17 protein-coding genes, 1 tRNA gene, 1 other RNA gene and 1 pseudogene are annotated in these 17,871 nt (G+C 63.9%); 4 read left to right on the forward strand and 16 right to left on the reverse strand.

The genetic code is table 11. The features are described 5' to 3' along the window. Positions 1-65: 65 nt before the first annotated feature. The 10 genes and pseudogenes from murD to P8Y64_04165 form a co-directional block, all read right to left on the reverse strand. Positions 66-1,387 (reverse strand): annotated as a pseudogene (gene murD, locus P8Y64_04120) (UDP-N-acetylmuramoyl-L-alanine--D-glutamate ligase). 25 nt (positions 1,388-1,412) lie between these two features. Next, positions 1,413-2,495 (reverse strand): phospho-N-acetylmuramoyl-pentapeptide-transferase, encoded by a 1,083-nt coding sequence (mraY, locus tag P8Y64_04125; protein MEJ2059656.1) that lies wholly within the window; start codon positions 2,493-2,495, stop codon positions 1,413-1,415. Further along, positions 2,485-3,849: a UDP-N-acetylmuramoyl-tripeptide--D-alanyl-D-alanine ligase gene (murF, locus tag P8Y64_04130; protein MEJ2059657.1), complete on the reverse strand. Its 1,365-nt coding sequence runs from the start codon at positions 3,847-3,849 to the stop codon at positions 2,485-2,487. The genes mraY and murF overlap by 11 nt, the downstream gene beginning before the upstream one ends. Next, the gene (locus P8Y64_04135; protein MEJ2059658.1) at positions 3,846-5,351 is read right to left on the reverse strand and encodes a UDP-N-acetylmuramoyl-L-alanyl-D-glutamate--2,6-diaminopimelate ligase; all 1,506 of its coding nucleotides are present in this window, start codon (positions 5,349-5,351) and stop codon (positions 3,846-3,848) included. The genes murF and P8Y64_04135 overlap by 4 nt, the downstream gene beginning before the upstream one ends. Then, on the reverse strand, positions 5,351-7,009 hold the full coding sequence (locus tag P8Y64_04140; GenBank protein MEJ2059659.1) for a penicillin-binding transpeptidase domain-containing protein: 1,659 nt from the start codon (positions 7,007-7,009) through the stop codon (positions 5,351-5,353). Before P8Y64_04140 ends, P8Y64_04135 begins: the two co-directional genes overlap by 1 nt. A gap of 68 nt (positions 7,010-7,077) precedes the next feature. After that, positions 7,078-7,353 (reverse strand): cell division protein FtsL, encoded by a 276-nt coding sequence (gene ftsL / locus P8Y64_04145; protein ID MEJ2059660.1) that lies wholly within the window; start codon positions 7,351-7,353, stop codon positions 7,078-7,080. After that, positions 7,350-8,282 carry a 16S rRNA (cytosine(1402)-N(4))-methyltransferase RsmH gene (gene rsmH / locus P8Y64_04150; GenBank protein MEJ2059661.1) on the reverse strand — a complete coding sequence of 311 codons (933 nt, stop codon included), beginning with the start codon at positions 8,280-8,282 and terminating at the stop codon, positions 7,350-7,352. The genes ftsL and rsmH overlap by 4 nt, the downstream gene beginning before the upstream one ends. Next, complete coding sequence (gene mraZ, locus P8Y64_04155; protein ID MEJ2059662.1) at positions 8,282-8,731, reverse strand: division/cell wall cluster transcriptional repressor MraZ; 450 nt, start codon at positions 8,729-8,731, stop codon at positions 8,282-8,284. Before mraZ ends, rsmH begins: the two co-directional genes overlap by 1 nt. A gap of 294 nt (positions 8,732-9,025) precedes the next feature. Continuing rightward, positions 9,026-9,375, reverse strand: an RNA gene (gene rnpB / locus P8Y64_04160) — RNase P RNA component class A. A gap of 29 nt (positions 9,376-9,404) precedes the next feature. Continuing rightward, positions 9,405-9,881 (reverse strand): hypothetical protein, encoded by a 477-nt coding sequence (locus P8Y64_04165; protein MEJ2059663.1) that lies wholly within the window; start codon positions 9,879-9,881, stop codon positions 9,405-9,407. Positions 9,882-9,970: 89 nt separating this feature from the next. On the opposite strand from P8Y64_04165, the gene P8Y64_04170 reads away from it, so the two are divergent. Then, a tRNA-Glu gene (locus P8Y64_04170) sits at positions 9,971-10,046 on the forward strand. Here P8Y64_04170 and rsmI read toward each other — a convergent pair. Next, a complete protein-coding gene (rsmI, locus tag P8Y64_04175; GenBank protein ID MEJ2059664.1) occupies positions 10,034-10,891 on the reverse strand; it encodes a 16S rRNA (cytidine(1402)-2'-O)-methyltransferase in 858 nt (285 codons plus the stop codon). The two genes, P8Y64_04170 and rsmI, sit on opposite strands and share 13 nt — an antisense overlap. Before the next feature lie 90 nt (positions 10,892-10,981). Here rsmI and P8Y64_04180 point away from each other — a divergent pair, with 90 nt between their 5' ends. Genes P8Y64_04180 through P8Y64_04190 form a run of 3 tightly spaced genes read left to right on the forward strand, consistent with a single transcriptional unit; the run spans position 10,982 to position 13,895 of the window. After that, positions 10,982-12,925: a penicillin-binding protein activator gene (locus P8Y64_04180; GenBank protein MEJ2059665.1), complete on the forward strand. Its 1,944-nt coding sequence runs from the start codon at positions 10,982-10,984 to the stop codon at positions 12,923-12,925. Then, complete coding sequence (locus P8Y64_04185; protein ID MEJ2059666.1) at positions 12,922-13,272, forward strand: YraN family protein; 351 nt, start codon at positions 12,922-12,924, stop codon at positions 13,270-13,272. The genes P8Y64_04180 and P8Y64_04185 overlap by 4 nt, the downstream gene beginning before the upstream one ends. Positions 13,273-13,292: 20 nt before the next feature. Then, positions 13,293-13,895 carry a phosphoheptose isomerase gene (locus P8Y64_04190; protein ID MEJ2059667.1) on the forward strand — a complete coding sequence of 201 codons (603 nt, stop codon included), beginning with the start codon at positions 13,293-13,295 and terminating at the stop codon, positions 13,893-13,895. Between the two features lie 28 nt (positions 13,896-13,923). Here the strand turns inward: P8Y64_04190 and P8Y64_04195 are convergent, their stop codons facing one another. The 5 genes from P8Y64_04195 to petA form a co-directional block, all read right to left on the reverse strand. After that, the gene (locus P8Y64_04195) at positions 13,924-14,307 is read right to left on the reverse strand and encodes a ClpXP protease specificity-enhancing factor (GenBank protein ID MEJ2059668.1); all 384 of its coding nucleotides are present in this window, start codon (positions 14,305-14,307) and stop codon (positions 13,924-13,926) included. Positions 14,308-14,391: 84 nt separating this feature from the next. Next, positions 14,392-15,015 (reverse strand): glutathione S-transferase N-terminal domain-containing protein, encoded by a 624-nt coding sequence (locus P8Y64_04200; GenBank protein MEJ2059669.1) that lies wholly within the window; start codon positions 15,013-15,015, stop codon positions 14,392-14,394. Positions 15,016-15,086: 71 nt separating this feature from the next. After that, entirely contained in the window at positions 15,087-15,833 is a 747-nt protein-coding gene (locus P8Y64_04205) for a cytochrome c1 (GenBank protein MEJ2059670.1), read from the reverse strand. Continuing rightward, entirely contained in the window at positions 15,830-17,227 is a 1,398-nt protein-coding gene (locus tag P8Y64_04210) for a cytochrome b N-terminal domain-containing protein (GenBank protein MEJ2059671.1), read from the reverse strand. The genes P8Y64_04205 and P8Y64_04210 overlap by 4 nt, the downstream gene beginning before the upstream one ends. Continuing rightward, positions 17,227-17,823 carry a ubiquinol-cytochrome c reductase iron-sulfur subunit gene (gene petA, locus P8Y64_04215; protein ID MEJ2059672.1) on the reverse strand — a complete coding sequence of 199 codons (597 nt, stop codon included), beginning with the start codon at positions 17,821-17,823 and terminating at the stop codon, positions 17,227-17,229. Before petA ends, P8Y64_04210 begins: the two co-directional genes overlap by 1 nt. Positions 17,824-17,871: the final 48 nt, after the last annotated feature.

Here is a 17,871-nt window from a genome sequence, read left to right on the forward strand (position 1 = left end):
CGGCAGGTCCACGCGCCGGATGACGGGCGTCAGGCTGGCATCGTCCTTACGGGTTGCCTGTATGCTCATTGCACCCTCCTTCGCACCAGTTCCATGAACATCTCGCCGCGCTGCTCGTAGCCCCGGAACATGTCGAAGCTCGCGCACGCGGGAGACAGCAACACGGTGTCGCCACGCTGCGCCAGCGATGCCGCGGCATCGACCGCCGCTTCCAGCGACCCGACGTGAACGGTGGGCACCACGCCGTGCACGGCGGCGTCGATCAGTCCCGCATCGCGGCCGAACAACACCAGCGCCCGCCCCTTGCGGCGCAACGCCGACTGCAGCGGCGTGAAGTCCTGCCCCTTCCCCAATCCGCCGGCCAGCAGCACCACCTTGCCCGGCATCCCCGCCAGCGCTGCCAAAGTGGCGCCGAGATTGGTGCCCTTGGAATCGTTGATCCAGTCCACGCCGTCGATTTGCGCCACGCGTTCGCAGCGATGAGGCAGGCCGGCAAAGTCCTTCAGCGTGTCCAGCATGATGGTCCGCGGCAGGCCCGCCGCCTCGCCGAGCGCCAGCGCTGCCAGGGCGTTGGCGAGGTTGTGACGGCCTGCCATACGCAACTCGCGCGCCGGCAGCAGCAGGGTTTCGCCGCAGGCCAGCCAGGATTCTCCGTCGGCCTCCCGAACGCCGTAATTGCCGTCGGTCGGCGCATCGAGGCCGAAGCTCACGGCGGATGCCGGCGCCAACGCGGCGGCGACCTTGTCCTCCCGATTCACGATGGCATGTTCGGCGTGGTGGTAGATGCGGCCCTTGGCGGCCGCATAGGCCGGCACGTCGGCATAACGGTCCAGGTGATCGGGGCTCACGTTCAGCACCACCGCGGCGCGCGGCGCCAGGCTTTGAGTGGTCTCCAACTGGAAGCTGGAAGCTCCAGGACATACAGCTCGATCTCGTCGCTCAGCAGGTCGAGCGCTGGCGTACCCAGGTTGCCGCCCATGCCGACAACCAGATCTGCCTTGCGCGCCATCTCGCCGACCAGGGTGGTGACCGTGCTCTTGCCGTTCGAGCCCGTGATCGCGATCACGGGCGCCTGTGCCGCCCGGGCGAAGAGCTCGATGTCGCCCAGCACCTCGGCGCCGGCGCCCGCAGCCGCCCGGATGGCCGGTTCGCTGACCGCCACGCCTGGGCTCACGATCAGTTGTCCGTAGCCGGTGAAGTTCGCCGCATCGAAATCGCCGCAATAGACGGGTGCATCCGGATACGCCGCTTCGAAACGTTCGAGCAGCGGCGGCACCTGACGCGAGTCGGCCACGGCGAACGCCACCCCCTGCCCGGCCAGATAGCGGGCCACCGACAGTCCGGTCTCTCCGAGACCGATGATGAGGGTGTTGATCGCGTGCGTCATGTCGAGTGCCGTCGCCGTCATCGCGTCACCGCAGTTTCAATGTCGCCAGGCCGAGCAGAACCAGGATCACCGTCACGATCCAGAACCGTACGATGACCCTGGGCTCGGGCCAGCCCTTGAGTTCGAAGTGGTGATGCAGGGGCGCCATGCGGAATATGCGCCGTCCGGTCAGCTTGAAGGAGGCGACCTGCAGGATGACCGAGACGGTTTCCATCACGAACACCCCGCCCATGATCAGCAGCACCAGTTCCTGGCGCACCACCACGGCGACCACGCCGAGCGCGGCGCCCAGCGCCAGCGCCCCGACATCGCCCATGAAGACCTGGGCCGGATAGGTGTTGAACCACAGAAAACCCAGCCCGGCACCTACCAGCGCACTGCAGAACACCACCACCTCACCCACGCCGGGGACATAGGGAATGCCGAGGTAATGGGCGTAATTGAAGTTGCCGGTGGCGTAGGCGAACACGCCCAGAGCGGCCGCCACCATGACGGTGGGCATGATGGCCAGGCCGTCCAGGCCATCGGTCAGGTTCACCGCATTGCTCGAACCGACGATCACGAAATAGGTCAGCACGATGTATCCCCAGCCGAGCGGCAGCAGCACGTGCTTGAAAAACGGCACGATCAGCACCGTCTCCGCGGGCACCTGCGCTGTCGCATAAAGAATGAGCGCCGCCGCCAGGGCGATCACCGATTGCCAGAAATATTTGGCACGCGCCGACAGGCCCCGCGAGTTGCCATAGCGCAGTTTGAGATAGTCGTCCACGCCGCCGACGAGCCCGAACAACAGGGTCACGCCGAACACGATCCATACGAAACGGTTCGCGAGGTCGGACCACAGCAGGGTGCTGATGGCCACCGCGATCAGGATCAGGGCACCGCCCATGGTCGGCGTGCCTGCCTTGGAAAGATGCGTTTGCGGCCCGTCGGTACGAATCTGCTGTCCGATCTTGTAGCGGGTCAGGCGGCGGATCATGCCCGGTCCGACGATAAAGGCGATCACCAGCGCGGTCAGGACGCCGAGAATCGCCCGCAATGTCAGATACTGAAAGACATTGAAGGCTCGGTAGTAATGGCCGAGATAGTCGAACAGGCTAAGCAGCATGGTTACGCCCCTGATGGGTTTCTTTGGTGCGTCCCAGCAATGCCTCCACCACCTGTTCCATGCGCATGCTGCGCGAGCCCTTGACCAGCAAGGCCTCACCGGGGGCAAGCTCCACCTGCAACGCCTCGATCAGTTGCCGGATGTCATCGAAATGTCTGGCGCCGGACCCGAAGGCCTCCACCGCATGGCGGCTGAGGGGACCGACTGCATACAAGCGTTCAATGCCTGACTCGCGCGCCGTCTGGCCGACGCGCTGGTGCAGCTGCTCGCCGGCATCACCCAATTCGGCCATATCCCCCAGCGCCAGGGTACGCGGCCCCGACAGCGCAGCCAGATACTGGATGGCGGCCTGGACCGAGGCGGGATTGGCGTTATAGCTGTCGTCGATCAGCCGCAGGCCGCCGGGCCCGGCCAGCACCTCCAGTCTGCCGTGCACACTGGTCAGGCCGGACAATCCCGTGCGGACGTTCTCGATCGTGGCGTCCACCGCCAGGGTGGCCGCAGATGCCGCAAGCGCGTTCATGGCGTTGTGCCGTCCCGGCAAGGGCAGGCGCACCTCGCAGCCGCCCTGCGCCGTCTCGATATGCAAGGGCATACCGTCTCCCGCCCAGGCGGCATGCACGTCGGCCGGCCGCGTCAGCCCGAAGCGCACGATCCTGCGGCCCCGGTTCTGCGCCAGCCATTGCTCGGCATAGGCGTCGTCCGCGTTGATGACCGCCACGCCGTCGCGCGTCAGCCCCTGGAAGATCTCGCCCTTGGCTCGCGCGACGCCGGCCACATCGCCGAACCCCTCGAGATGAGCGGGTCCGGCATTGGTGATCAGCGCCACGTCCGGCCGTGCGATACGGGTCAGATAGGCGATCTCGCCGAAATGGTTGGCGCCCATTTCCAGCACCACGTAGTCGTGGAACGGCCGCGCCTCGAGCAGGGTCAGCGGCATGCCGATGTCGTTGTTGAGATTGCCGGCGGTCACCAGCACCCGACCGCGCGTGGCCAGAATAGCGCCGATCATTTCCTTGACCGTGGTCTTGCCGTTGCTACCGGTAAGCGCAATCACCGGCATATGCAGCCGGCTGCGCCAGCCCGCGGCCAGACGCCCCAGACCGAGACGGGTGTCGTCAACGACGATTTGCGGCAGATCGGTCTCCACGCGCCGGGCGACCAATACGGCGGCGGCCTGCAGGCCGCCGTCGATGAAGTCGTGGGCATCAAAACGATCCCCGTGCAGCGCGATGAACAATTGGTGCACCTCGCAACGCCGGCTGTCGGTGGACACGCCGTCGACAGGCACGTCGGCACCCACCAGCTCACCCTGTGCGAGCGCCGCGATCTCGGCGGTGGTGAGCCAGCTCATGCGGAGACCTCCAGACACGCACTCACTTGCTCGCGGTCGCTGAACGGCCGTCGCGTCGCACCGTATTGCTGATAAATCTCGTGCCCCTTGCCGGCCACCAGCACCACATCGCCAGCGCCTGCGTCCGCAACGGCCCGGGCGATCGCCATAGCCCGGTCGTGCTCAACCTCAACGGGCGTATCGCCCGTGATGCCCGCCAGGATCTCGTCCACGATGAGCTGGGGGGATTCATGGCGTGGATTGTCGTCGGTGACGATTACCGCATCGGCCAGCCTGGCTGCGACGGCGCCCATCTCGGCCCGCTTGCCGCGATCCCGGTCACCGCCGCAGCCGAACACGCAAATCAGGCGCCCCTCGGCCAGCGGGCGCAGGCTTTCCAGCACCGCGGCCAATGCACCCGGCGTGTGGGCGTAGTCCACCACCACCAGTGGCTGGCCCGCCCCGCCACCGAAGGCCTCCATGCGTCCCGGAATGCTGCGCGTGTGCGACAGGCGCTCCAGGGCGTCATTGAGCTCGACCCCCAGCGCCAGCAGGGTCGACAGCACCGCCAGCAGGTTGTAGACGTTGAAGCGTCCCAGCAGCGGCGCCTGAAATTCGCCAGTGCCCCAGGGCGTCTCCACGCGGCCGCTGAATCCCTGAGGGCCGTAGAGAATATCCACGGCACGCACGGCGTTATCGCCGGCGGATGCTTCCAATCCGTAACCCACGCGGTCCACCTGACCGTCGAGCTCCGAATACAGGGCACGCCCGAAGGCATCGTCGAGATTCAATACGGCATGACGCAGCCCCGGCCAGTGGAACAGCCGGCGCTTGGCATCGGCATAGGCGGCATGGCTGCCGTGATAGTCGAGGTGATCGCGAGTCAGGTTGCTGAGCAGGGCGATGTCGAAATCCACCCCGCTGACGCGCCCCTGTTCGAGGGCATGCGAGGAAACCTCCATGCTGGTCCAGCGCGCTCCCCGGTCGACAAACCGGCGCAGTTCATGATGGACGCGCACCGCATCGGGCGTGGTATGCGTTCCGGATTCCAACTCGCCGTAAAGACCGTACCCCAGGGTACCGATCACGCCGCAGCGCGCCCGCTCGAGATCCAGTGCCTGGGCCAGAAAATGACTGATGGACGACTTGCCGTCGGTACCCGTGATGCCGATGACGGTCATCGCCCGCGAGGGATGCTCGAAAAACCGGTCCGCGATCTCACCCACCCGCTGACCGAGCCCCGGTACCGCGATCACGGGAATGTCGGCGGGCAGCGGCTGCAATCCGTCCACGGCCTCGTACACGATGGCGGCGGCACCGCGCTGAATCGCCTCGGCGGCGAACGTCAGGCCGTGGGCATGTAATCCCTGACAGGCCAGGAAAACGTAACCCGGCTCCACACCGCGGCTGTCCAAGGCGAGGCCCGCCACGGCGACATCCTGGTAGCGTGATTCGACCGACGCCACCCCGCGCAGCAATGCGGCCAGCGTATGCACGGGCCGGGTGGTACGACGCGCGGCCATCAAGCCGCACCTCCCGGGCCATTCGGATGCGCCTCGACCTTGATGACGTTCTTGGGCAGATTGTCCGGCGGCACGTTCAGGATGCGCAGCGAGCCGGCCATGATGTGTGAGAACACCGGCGCCGCAACCTGCCCGCCGTAATACTTGCCCCGGCTCGGCTGATTGATGACCACGACCACGACCAGCCGGGGATCCTCCGCCGGCGCCAGACCGGCGAACACGGCGAAATACCGGTCGCGCGCGTAGCCGCTCTCGCCCGGTTTGTGCGCCGTGCCGGTCTTGCCGGCCACCCGGTAGCCCTCGACCCGCGCGGCATAGGCCGTGCCGACCGGACTGACGACCGCTTCCAAGTAACGATCGATGCGCTTCGCGATGCCAGCCCGCATCACCCGCTCGCCGGGATTGGGATGATCCTTGCCCACCGGCAAAAACGTCGCCGGATGGCGCACGCCGTCGTCGGCGAGCACGCAATAGGCATCGGCCAGTTGCAGCGCCGTCACCGACAGACCGTAACCGTAAGCGGCCGAGGCACGATCGGCGTCACCCCAGCGCTGGTAACTGGTCAGCACGCCGCTGCGCTCGCCGGGAAACCCGCTGCCGGTCGTATGGCCGAAGCCGACGCGCGACAGCATGGCCCACTGGTCTTCGGGCTTCATCATCAACGCCAGCTTCGTGGCCCCGACGTTGCTCGACTTCTCGAGCAGTGTCTTGAGGTCGACCGTGCCGAGATTACGGTCGTCGCGGATGGTATAGCCCTGCACGCGGATGTAGCCGGGAGAGGTGTTGATCTTGATCAACGGATTCACCGCCCCGCTTTGCAGCGCGGCCGCCACGGTGAACGGCTTGATGGTCGAACCCGGCTCGAACACGTCGGTCACCGCACGGTTGCGATAGTATCGGCTGACCAGGTCGTCACGATTGTTGGGATTGAAGGACGGCTGGTTGGCCATGGCCAGCACCTCGCCGGTACGCGGGTCCATCACCACCACCGAGCCCGACAGGGCCTGATCGGCCAGCACCGCCTTTTTCAGTTCACGGTAGGCCAGATACTGGATACGACGGTCGATGCTGATGCGCAGATCGCGGCCGGGGTGCGGCGCCTTCAGCTGGCGCACCTCCTCGACCACGTGACCCAGCCGATCGCGCACCACCTCCTTGGCGCCGGGCGTTCCGCTCAGCCAGTGCTCGTAGGCGAGCTCTAGCCCTTCCTGGCCATGGTCGTCGATATTGGTAAAGCCCAGCACATGGCCGGCCACCTCACCCAGCGGGTAATAGCGGCGATATTCGCGCTGCAGCGCAACGCCGGGCACGCCCAGATCCATGACCCGGCGGGCGAGATCGGGCGGCACCTGCCGCCTGAGATAAACAAATTCGCGAGTCGAGAAATCGCTCAGCCGCCGGTAAAGCTCGCCGTACTTCATGCCGAGCAGCTTGGCGAGCTTCGGCAACTGCTTACGGGCGGCGAGCGTTTCCTGGGGGTTGGCCCAGACGGCATCCACGGGCGTGCTGATCGCCAGCGGCTCGCCGTTGCGATCGGTGATCATGCCGCGGTGCGCCGGCATCGTCACCACGCGCAGATGCCGTGCATCGCCCTGCTGCTGCAGAAAATGCCGTTCCACGACCTGCAGATCGAAGGCGCGCACGATCAATGCGACCATCCCGGTCGCAAAGAACACCAGGACCAGCACACGCCGTCCCCGGTAGCTGCTTGTCGCTGCGCCTTGACTCACTGGCTCACCACCACCATCCGCTTTTGTTTCGGGAGCTCCATGTGCAGCTCCTCACGGGCCCGCTTTTCGATATAACCGTGGGTGGCCCAGGTGCTCTGTTCGAGCAGCAGGCGTCCCCATTCCACGTTCAATCGATCACGCGCCTTGTTCAGTTGCTGCAGCTGCGCGAAGGCCTGGCGACTCTCGTACTGACTCACCACCACCCCCAGCGCGCTGGCTACGCAGCCGGCGTACAACAAACCGGCGGCGGCCAATTGCCACTTCGGGCTCATGCCGCACGCTCCGCGACCCGCAGCACCGCACTGCGGGCACGGGGATTGCGGGCGATCTCGTCTTCGCTCGCCCGTCGCGCCTTGCCGCACAGACGCAAGGGCACGACCTCTGCGGCCTGCGGCACCGGCAATCCGCGCGGGGCCTGGGGCGGTCGCGATGCATCGCGCATGAACCGTTTGACGATCCGGTCTTCCAGCGAGTGAAAACTGATCACCGCCAGCCGACCGCCAATGGCCAACACCTCCAGCGCCTGCGGCAAAGTGGCCTCGAGCGCCTGCAGTTCGGCGTTGATGAATATGCGAATCGCCTGAAAGCTGCGCGTGGCCGGATGCTTGTGCGGGTCCGGACGCGGCACTGAACGCCGGATCAGGTCGGCCAGCTGGCGGGTCCGCGTCAGCGGCGTGGTCGTCCGGGCCTGAACCACGTTGCGCGCAATGCGTCGCGAATAACGCTCCTCACCGTAACGCCACAGCACATCGGCGATCTCGCGCTCCGGGGCGGTATTAAGCCAGTCCGCCGCACTCGGGCCACGGTCGGGGTCCATGCGCATGTCGAGCGGGCCGTCCTGAATAAAACTAAAGCCCCGTAGGGGCTCGTCCAGTTGGGGCGAGGAAACCCCCAGGTCGAGGAGAATGCCCGCGACCCTGCCCAAACAGTCATGTTTTCGCGCCACCCGAGCCAGCATCTCAAACGACCCCCGCTCGATTACAAACCGTTTGTCCTCCGACGCCAGTCGCTCGCCTTCCGCCACCGCCTCCGGATCCTGGTCGATTCCGATCACCCGGCCCGCCGACCCCAGGCGCTCCAATATCAGCTGCGCATGGCCGCCCCTGCCGAAGGTGCCGTCGATAAACACCCCGTTCCCTTCCGGCCTCAGTGCTTCCAGCACCTCGGCGGGCATGACCGGCAAATGCGCCTCGCGCGCCATCAGATCGATAAGGTCGCGAGCGCGTCGTTCAGCTCGTCAGCTTCGCTGCCCAGAACCTGCTCACGCTGCGCGTTCCAGGTCTCTTCGTCCCACAACTCAAACTTGTTTCCCTGACCGACCAGGACCGCACGCTTCTCCAGGCCGGCGTATTCACGTAGTGCGGCCGGCAACAGGATGCGCCCCTGGGCGTCGAATTCGACCTCGGTCGCATGCCCCTGCATCAAGCGCTGCAGGGCGCGCACCTGACGGTTCATGTTGGGCAGCGACATGATTTTTTGTTCGATCTGCAGCCACTCGGGAAGCGGATAGATCAGCAGGCAACGGTCGGGGTCGACCGTCACGACGAGGTTGCCGCCACAGGTGTCGGCCAGCTGCTCACGGTAGCGCGCGGGCATGGCCAGCCGCCCCTTGGCATCCAGGTTCAGGTTGTTGACGCCGCGAAAAACCATCGCTCAGCTCACCCGGGGTAATTTCCCCACCGATCCCCACTTTTCCCCACTTCGCCACACTATAGGAAGCAATTCCCTGCGCTGTCAAGGAAGAAATATGTAAAAGTTGTTTGTATGACAACGACTTAGCGAAACATCTACAGGTGGGAAATATCCAGTCCAAACCTGGCTGAGGGTATTAACAATCAGCGGGTTGAGAGCAGAAGCTAGAAATTACTTGAGGTATAGCCAAGGCGCCGGCAGGGAATCCATGCCGGCGGATTACATATATTCATAAGCAGGTGTACATAAAAAATCAGGAGCCGGTCGATAAGCCGGGTTCTGTCGTGGACAGCCATTCATCTGGGATCGGCATCTCTGCCGACCTCAAGCAGCCTACCCGGACGCGGTGCGGGCCACACCATAGCGTCCCTATTCGGCCTTGCTCCGGGTGGGGTTTACCGTGCCGCGGCGTGTTGCCACCCGCGCGGTGCGCTCTTACCGCACCCTTTCACCCTTGCCTGTACCCTGACGGGCCATCGGCGGTCTGCTCTCTGTTGCACTTTCCGTCGGCTCGCGCCGCCCAGGCGTTACCTGGCACCCTGCCCTGTGGAGCCCGGACTTTCCTCCACACCCGAAGGTGCAGCGACTGCCTGACCGGCTCCTGTGGATAAGTAAGATACCACAGGGTGGTTTACTCGACCTGCCTCTTTTTACGCTGATACCGGTGCCAGCGGAAACTGACCACACCCAGCCATCGGTTCAAGGGATGATCCCGCCTCAGCCAACTGATGGACAACGGCCGGCGCCGATCATAGCGCTGCAACAGGTCCAGCAGCGGCGGATCGTCGGGATAGGCCGACAAGCCTTCCTCGATCACCCGTAACGCCTTGCTGACGTTGCCGAACTTGCGTTCGGCACGCGCCAGATTGTGATGCAACTCGGGGCCTGTACCCCCTTCCTTCACCGCAAGGCGGCACAGCACCAACCCACCCCGGTCATTCTGCATGGCACGGGTAAGCCCCAACCAGGAACGATAAAGCGCCCACCGGGGATCGCCGGGGGCGACCTCCTCGACCAATTCGCTGAAAAAATCCTCCGCGACCTCAAAATTTCCGAATTCGAAGAACTTGCGCCCTTCCTCGAAATCCTTATCGTGGTTCTCGGCCATGCCTACTCCCGGGAGGTGTCCTGGTTGTTGTATCAACCCGTCGATTTCCTTGCCTGGGAGACGGGGCTCGCTATAATAGCCAACCCGACGCTCCCTTCGTCTAGTGGTCTAGGACGCTGCCCTCTCACGGCGGAAACAGGGGTTCGAGTCCCCTAGGGAGCGCCATCCTTCTGCTGCTGCATCTTCAGGGCCCGCTGGTAGAGATCGTTGCGCGCCACGCTCGTCAGCCTGGCCGCAATACGTACGGCCTGCTTGACCGGCAGTTCGTCCAGCAACGTCGCCAGCACCACATCCGGATCGAGCGCCTCTTCGGCGACGCCGGCCTCATCCGCCCCTGCGACCAGTATAACGAACTCGCCACGCTGTCGATTGGCGTCGGCCTGGATCCACGCCCCCAGATTTCCCAGCGTATCTCCGTGAAACTCTTCGTGCAGTTTGGTGAGTTCCCGTGCCAGCACCGCACGCCGCGCCGGTCCCAGCTCCTGCGCCATATCGCCAACACTGGCCAACAGCCGGTGAGCGGATTCGTAGAACACCAGGGTGCGCTGCTCCCGCGCCAGGCCCTGCAGATGCTGACGGCGCGCCGCCGGCTTGGGCGGCAAAAACCCTTCGAAGACAAACCGGTCGGTGGGCAAACCGGCCGCACTCAGCGCGGCCAGCAGCGCGCTCGCCCCGGGGATGGGCACCACCTGGAAGCCCGCCGCACGCGTCGCACGCACCAGACGATAACCCGGGTCACTGACCAGAGGCGTACCCGCATCACTGATCAGGGCGATCGATTCGCCTTGCTCCAGACGCCCGAGCAACGCCTCGATCCGGGCCTGCTCGTTGTGCTCGTGCACCGAGAGCAACGGGGTCTTCACCCCGAAATGCTTCAGCAACCGCCCGCTGACCCGGGTGTCCTCGGCGGCCACCAGATCGACGGCTTCGAGCACCTCCAGCGCGCGGGACGTGATATCGCCGAGGTTGCCGATCGGCGTCGCCACGACGTACAAGGTTCCGGACTTCATTGACACCCCCGGCGACGTTCAAGATACTGCGTCGTCTCGACGCCGGAACAATCCGTGGCGCTCAACCCGCATGCATACGTATCGATACTTATGATCATCCTCCGTCCGCTGCAGCGCGGCTTCCTCATTGTCCTGACCTCGTTACTGCTCGCCTCCTGCGCCGGCATGGCGCCGCGCCCGGGCGCCGGGCCCAGCACCGCCGAACAGGCGCAGCGGCTGGCGGCGCAGGGTTATGCCGAACAGGCCGCAAAAATGTACATGAGCCTCGCCGACCAGGCGCGCTCACCCGAACGCGAGAACCTGCAACTCAAGGCCGTTTCCGCGGCCCTGACGCCCCAAACCAGCGATCTCGCCCACCTGTATCTGAGCAAGATCGACGAAAAGCGCCTGACGCCAGCGCAGCTGATCGACAAACGCCTGCTCGAAGCCGAACTCGAATTGCTCGATCACCATCCCCTGGCGGCTCTCAACGTCATCCCGCAGGTCAGTCCCAACCAGCCTGCCGACACGCAAACCCGTATCCTGGATACCACGGCGCGCGCCCAGGCGATGGCCCAGCAGGTGCTGGCCGCGGTACAGACCCGCATCGAACTGGAAAAACGGCTGCCCGCCGACCAGCTGGAAGCAGACCGCAAGGCTATCTGGAAGCTGCTCGCCGGGGCAACCGCCCAGGACCTGCTCAACTGGACGGCGCAGACGCCCAGCGGTGAATTGCGCGGCTGGCTGGAACTCGCCTACATCAGCAAGACGGCGCCCCCGCAACTGAGCGCGCTGCAGAAACAGCTGGCGCTGTGGGCGCAGGAAAACCCCGGTCACCCGGCCAGCCCCCTGATCACGGGCGAGCTCCAGGCACAGTGGAAGGAACTCGAAACCTATCCGCAGCGCATCGCCGTCCTGCTGCCGCTCTCCGGCAAGTACCAGCATGTGTCGGAAGCCGTACTGGACGGCATTCTGGCCGCCTACTACCGGTCCAACCCCCAGAACAGCAAGCCAGCGATCCAGATCTACGACACGGGCAGCGACCCGAGCAACGCCGTCACCAAATACCGGCAAGCCATACAGGACGGCGCCGATTTCGTCATCGGCCCGCTCGACCGCGACGCCGTCGATTCCCTCGCCGCCATGGGCACCCTCGACGTACCGGTGCTTTCCCTGAACTACGCCAGCCAGGGTGACACCTCCGGCAGCCCCATATCCAATCTTTATCAGTTCGGCCTCATGCCGGAGGACGAGGCCCGCCAGGTCGCCGAACGCGCCTCTATCGAAGGACATGACAAGGCGGTGGTCCTCGTACCCCAGACCGAATGGGGGCAGCGTCTCGCCCAGGCGTTCACCCAACGCTTCGAAGCCCTGGGCGGCTCGGTGCTCGCCACCGAATACTACGACCCGAACAGTGCCGACTATTCCCGGCAGATCCGCCGCGCGTTCAACATCGACCAGAGCAGAACCCGCTATGCGCAGCTGGTGGCCACCATTCACGTGGCGCCCAAGTTCGAACCGCGTCGGCGCCAGGATATCGACATGGTCTTCATCGCCGGCGCACCGCGCAACGCCCGCCTGTTGCGCCCCCAGATCAAGTTTCACCACGCCATCGGCCTGCCGGTGTACGCGACCTCCCACGCCTATGCCGGCGTGCCCGATCCCCAGGCCGACCGCGACCTCAACGGGCTGGAGTTCTGCGACATCCCCTGGGTGCTGCCGGGCCAGAATGCCGGCCTGCATGCGTTGCATCAGAAACTGGACAGGCTGCTGCCCCGTGCAGACACTCAGTTCCCGCGCCTAGTGGCGCTCGGTGTCGATGCCTACGATGTCATCCCCTATCTGAAACGGCTTGCGAAACAGAACTATGAGCATTTCTCCGGACTGACCGGAAACCTGCACATGGATCCGCAGCATCGCCTGCACCGCGAACTGCAGTGGGCACATTTCGTCGGCGGTCGCCCCAAGCTGGCCGGTGCCGCCCAGGAACAGCCCGCGCAGGATGAAGAGGACAACGCACCCATTCCAACGGACCGCAGCAACGGCCAGCCGTGAGCCCGTCACCGAGCCAGCGTGCCGGCAGCGCCATCGAAGACGAGGCATACCGCTATCTCGAAACCCGCGGCCTGCGCCTGTTGACGCGCAACTATCGAACCCGCCAGGGCGAGATAGACTTGGTCATGAGTGATGGCGAGCAGGTGGTTTTTGTCGAGGTGCGCCAGCGCCGCAATCCACGTTACGGGGGCGCGGCGGTCAGTGTCGACTCCGCCAAGCAGGCGCGCTTGCGCGCTGCCGCGTTACACTATCTTCAGCATCATGCGCCGCAGGCCGCCGCCCGTTTCGACGTGATTGCCTTCTCGGACCGTTCCGAACCGGAATGGGTCAGGGATGCGTTTGCATAGAACCCACAGGATTCGAACGAATGAGTGCACAAGAACGTATTCGCCAGCATTTCATGGCGAGCATAGAAACCAAACAACGATCGCTCACGCAACTGGCGGAACCGATCGAACAGGCGGCCGCCGTCATGATCGAGTGCCTTGAGGGAGAAGGCAAGATCCTCAGTTGCGGAAACGGCGGCTCGGCGGGCGACGCCCAGCATTTTTCTTCGGAACTGCTCAACCGTTTTGAGATGGAGCGCCCCGGCCTGCCCGCGGTCGCCCTGACCACGGACAGCTCCACGCTGACATCGATCGCCAACGACTACGACTACACCCAGGTGTTTTCCAAACAGGTGCGCGCGCTCGGGCGCAAGGGCGACGTGCTGCTCGCGATCAGTACCAGCGGCAACTCGGCGAACGTGAACGATGCAGTCGAGGCGGCCCATGAGCGCGGCATGAAGGTGATCGCCCTGTGCGGACGCGACGGGGGAACGATGAGCGGCCTGCTGGAGCAGCAGGACGTGGAACTCCGGGTGCCGGCGAATTCAACCGCCCGGATACAGGAAGTGCACCTGCTGGTCATACACTGCCTGTGCGATCTGATCGACCAGCACATCCTGGCCGGCAAGGACAACAAAGACTGAATCCGCCGCCACGCGGCGGCACGAAGCGCTACTTCACCACCCGAAGTTTCGGCCGGTCGCCGCGATCCTTCCCACCACCCTGTGGCGGATTCGGTTCGTCGTCGCCGTCCTCGGAAAAGATCATCCCCTGGCCGTTCTCGCGGCTGTAGATCGCCAGCACATGCTGCACCGGGACGATCACCTGCATCGGTTCGCCGCGGAACCGGGCATTGAAGCTGACTTCGTCGTTACCCAGCGTGAGTCCGTTGACCGCCATGGGTCCGACATTGAGCACGATCTTGCCGTTCTCGACGAATTCCCGCGGTACCAGGGTATCCTCGTTGGCTGCGTCGACCAGGAGATAGGGCGTCATTCCGTTATCCACAACCCACTCGTAAATGGCGCGGATAAGATAGGGACGGCTGGAGGTCATCGGCAATTCATCCCGGGAACCGAAACGTTCGTCCCCAGAGTGTAGACGGTAGGCACAAAGCGGTATCAGTATCAGCAGGCGCGGTCAGCGCATTTCCCGCTCTGCCTCGGAGAGACTGATCTGGAAGGAGCGACGCTTGAACAGCCTGTCGGCATATTCCTCGATGGACTTGGCCTGAGGCGGCAGATCAATATTGTAGTGCGGCAGGCGCCACAGAACCGGCGCGATGGTGCAATCCACCAGAGTCAGTTCGTCACTCAGGAAAAACGGCTTGGCGCGGAACACATCCACCGACGACAGCAGGCTTTCCTTCATGATCTTGCGCAGCTGCGGCATTTGACGCGCATCCGCCTTGTCCATCTCGTCGAGCATGCCGTACCAGTCACGTTCGACACGGTACAGCGCGAGACGCGCGCGCGCGCGGGATACCGGATCGACGGGCATCAATGGCGGATGCGGAAACCGCTCGTCGAGGTATTCCATGATCACCCGGGTCTCGTACAGAACGAGGTCGCGATCGACCAGGGTCGGCACGGTGTTGTAGGGATTGAGTTCGACCAGATCCTCGGGTTTGTTGTCCGGGTCGATGTCGATGACGTCGGCGGTGATGTCTTTCTCCGCCAGTACAATGCGCGCCCTGTGGCTTTCGGCCGAAAGGGGGTCCGAAAACAGGGTCATCACAGATCTACGATTGGCGATCAACGCCATGTTCAGCTCCCCTTGTTCTGCTGCTCAGGTATCGGAACGGGAAAGGGGGCGTCCCTGCCCCCCGCGATTCCTTAATGCAGGTCTTTCCAGTATTCCTTCTTCAGCAGATAGGCTACCACGAACAGCAGGCCCAGGAAGAGGAGCACCCAAACACCCATTTCTTTACGCAGCACCTGCCGGGGCTCGCCCATGTAGGCGAGGTAGGTCACCAGGTCACGCACCATCTGGTCGTACTGCGGCGGCGTCATCTTGCCGGGCGCAACCAGCTTCAGATGATCGATGACCTGCTCTTTCTGGCCATCCTCAAGCTCCACCGTCTTGTACACCGGCTCCTGCCAGCCCTGCAGTTCCCAGAGCACGTCGGGCATGGCGACCTTGGGGAACACAACGTTGTTCACGCCGGTCGGACGCGACGGATCCAGGTAGAAGCTGCGCAGATAGGTGTACAGCCAGTCCGCACCGCGCTGGCGCGCGATCACGCTCAGATCGGGCGGCGGGTTGCCGAACCATTTCTTGCCGTCCACGGGACGCAGCGCGACTTCCATCGTCTGGCCGATCTTGCGGTTGGTCATGATCAGGTTCTGCTTCACCTGCTCGGGCGTCAGATCGAGATCCTTGACCAGCCGGTTGTAGCGCATGTACTTCGCCGAGTGGCAGCTCAGGCAGTAGTTGACGAAGTACTTCGCGCCCCGCTGCAGCGCGGCCTTGTCGGACACGTCGATGTTGGCCTTGTCGAGGTGAACATTCTCCTCACTGGCACGGCCAAGCGCCGGAAGCAGAAGGGCGGCCAGCAGTACAGCAATCAGTTTCTTGTTCATTTGAAGGTCACCCTCTCCGGTACGGTTTTCTCGGCAGTAACGCGGCTCAACAGTGCCGGTAACAGCAGGAACACGGTGAGGAAGACGGCTGGGATCAACCAGGCCTTCATCATCAGGTGCAGGGTATCAGGCGTATAGCGCATGAAGTCCCACAGGGTCACGAGGCCCAGCAGCACGCCCCAGCTGATAATGCCGAAGCCCTTGGAACGCTGCTTGGTATAGGCCCACATCACGAAGAACCAGAGGAAGTAGACCTCGGCCCAGCGCACACCCATCTCCTTGAAGAAGGTGGTCACCGGTTTCACGCCGATAATGCCCAGGATGACGAAGTCCAGGACAAAGGCGCCCAGCAGCCACTTGAACATCACGTTGCGGTAGCGTACCGACTTGATCGGGTTGCGATCGATCCAGGGCAGCAGCGCGAGCAGCACGATGGCGGCGAACATGGCCACCACGCCCAGGAACTTGTCAGGCACCGCACGCAGCACGGTGTAGAACGGCGTGAAGTACCACACGGGCGCGATATGCGGCGGGGTCTTCAGCGGGTTGGCCGGGATGAAGTTGTTGTCTTCAAGGAAGTAGCCGCCGCCGGTGGGGGCGAAGAACACCACGCCGAAGAAGAACATCAGGAACACCACCACGCCGACGATGTCCTTCACCGTGTAATACGGATGGAAGGGGATGCCGTCCAGCGGAATGCCCTTGTCGTCCTTTTTCTTCTTGATTTCCACGCCGTCGGGGTTGTTGGATCCGACTTCGTGCAGGGCGATGACGTGCGCCACGACCAGCAGCAGCAGAACCAGCGGCACCGCGATGACGTGCAACGCGAAGAAGCGGTTCAGCGTGGCGTCGGCCACGACGAAGTCGCCGCGAATCCACAGCGCGAGATCGTCACCCACCACGGGAATGGCGCTGAACAGCGAGATGATGACCTGGGCGCCCCAGTAGGACATCTGCCCCCAGGGAAGCAGGTAGCCCATGAAGGCCTCGGCCATCAGCGCCAGATAGATCAGCATGCCGAAGATCCACACCAGTTCGCGCGGCTTCTTGTACGAGCCGTACATCAGCCCGCGGAACATGTGCAGGTAGACGACGATGAAGAACGCGGACGCGCCGGTGGAGTGCATGTACCGGATCAGCCAGCCCCAGTTCACATCACGCATGATGTACTGGACGGAACCGAAGGCCAGAGCACCGTCCGGCTTGTAGTTCATGGTCAGGAAGATACCGGTCACGATCTGGATCACCAGCACCAGCAGTGCCAGCGAACCGAAGAAGTACCAGAAGTTGAAGTTCTTCGGGGCGTAGTACTTGGAGAGATGCTCTTCCCAGGTCTTGGTCAGCGGGAAGCGCGCATCGATCCAGCCCAGCAGGGCAGTCAGAGTCTTATTCATCAGGCAGCTCCTTTAGGATCGACACCCACCTGGATGCGCATATCGGACAGATAGTTGTGCGGCGGAACCACCATGTTCAGCGGTGCCGGCACGTCCTGGAAGACGCGGGCCGCCAGATCGTACAGCGAACCATGGCAGGGGCAGAGCCAGCCGCCGAGCCAGTTCGGGCCCAGGTCCGGCGGGGCGATCTCGGGGCGGTAGGTCGGTGAACACCCGAGATGCGTACAAATACCGATAACCACGAAGTACTCAGGCTTGATGGACCGCTGGTCGTTCTGGCAGTACTTGGGTTGTTGCGGTTCTTTGGAATGCGGGTCGCGCAGGCGGGGATCATTCTTGGGCAGGTTCTCCAGCATCTGCTTGGTGCGGTTCACCACCCAGATGGGCTTGCCGCGCCAGGCTACGCGCAGCAGCTGACCCGGCTCGACCTTGGAGATATCCACCTCGACCGGGGCACCGGCCGCCTTGGCTTTGGCGCTCGGCTCCATCGAGGATACGAATGGCACCGCAAGCGCCACGACGCCAGCGCCGCCGACGACGCTAGTGGCGGCTATCAGAAACCGACGCCGGCCTTTATCTACGGCTTGCTCAGACATCATCACTCTCCCGAGAGGACTTATTATGGAGGCTGTTGATCTTTCTCA

This window comes from Gammaproteobacteria bacterium, from assembly GCA_037388465.1.
In the GTDB taxonomy this organism is placed as follows: Bacteria; Pseudomonadota; Gammaproteobacteria; order SpSt-1174; family SpSt-1174; genus JARRKE01.

Coding starts and splice junctions, on each gene's coding strand:
- mraY (MEJ2059656.1), bottom strand. CDS start 2,495: ATGCTGCTTAGCCTGTTCGACTATCTCGGCCATTACTACCGAGCCTTC.
- murF (MEJ2059657.1), bottom strand. CDS start 3,849: ATGAGCTGGCTCACCACCGCCGAGATCGCGGCGCTCGCACAGGGTGAG.
- P8Y64_04135 (MEJ2059658.1), bottom strand. CDS start 5,351: ATGGCCGCGCGTCGTACCACCCGGCCCGTGCATACGCTGGCCGCATTG.
- P8Y64_04140 (MEJ2059659.1), bottom strand. CDS start 7,009: ATGGTCGCATTGATCGTGCGCGCCTTCGATCTGCAGGTCGTGGAACGG.
- ftsL (MEJ2059660.1), bottom strand. CDS start 7,353: ATGAGCCCGAAGTGGCAATTGGCCGCCGCCGGTTTGTTGTACGCCGGC.
- rsmH (MEJ2059661.1), bottom strand. CDS start 8,282: ATGGCGCGCGAGGCGCATTTGCCGGTCATGCCCGCCGAGGTGCTGGAA.
- mraZ (MEJ2059662.1), bottom strand. CDS start 8,731: ATGGTTTTTCGCGGCGTCAACAACCTGAACCTGGATGCCAAGGGGCGG.
- P8Y64_04165 (MEJ2059663.1), bottom strand. CDS start 9,881: ATGGCCGAGAACCACGATAAGGATTTCGAGGAAGGGCGCAAGTTCTTC.
- rsmI (MEJ2059664.1), bottom strand. CDS start 10,891: ATGAAGTCCGGAACCTTGTACGTCGTGGCGACGCCGATCGGCAACCTC.
- P8Y64_04180 (MEJ2059665.1), top strand. CDS start 10,982: ATGATCATCCTCCGTCCGCTGCAGCGCGGCTTCCTCATTGTCCTGACC.
- P8Y64_04190 (MEJ2059667.1), top strand. CDS start 13,293: ATGAGTGCACAAGAACGTATTCGCCAGCATTTCATGGCGAGCATAGAA.
- P8Y64_04195 (MEJ2059668.1), bottom strand. CDS start 14,307: ATGACCTCCAGCCGTCCCTATCTTATCCGCGCCATTTACGAGTGGGTT.
- P8Y64_04200 (MEJ2059669.1), bottom strand. CDS start 15,015: ATGGCGTTGATCGCCAATCGTAGATCTGTGATGACCCTGTTTTCGGAC.
- P8Y64_04205 (MEJ2059670.1), bottom strand. CDS start 15,833: ATGAACAAGAAACTGATTGCTGTACTGCTGGCCGCCCTTCTGCTTCCG.
- P8Y64_04210 (MEJ2059671.1), bottom strand. CDS start 17,227: ATGAATAAGACTCTGACTGCCCTGCTGGGCTGGATCGATGCGCGCTTC.
- petA (MEJ2059672.1), bottom strand. CDS start 17,823: ATGTCTGAGCAAGCCGTAGATAAAGGCCGGCGTCGGTTTCTGATAGCC.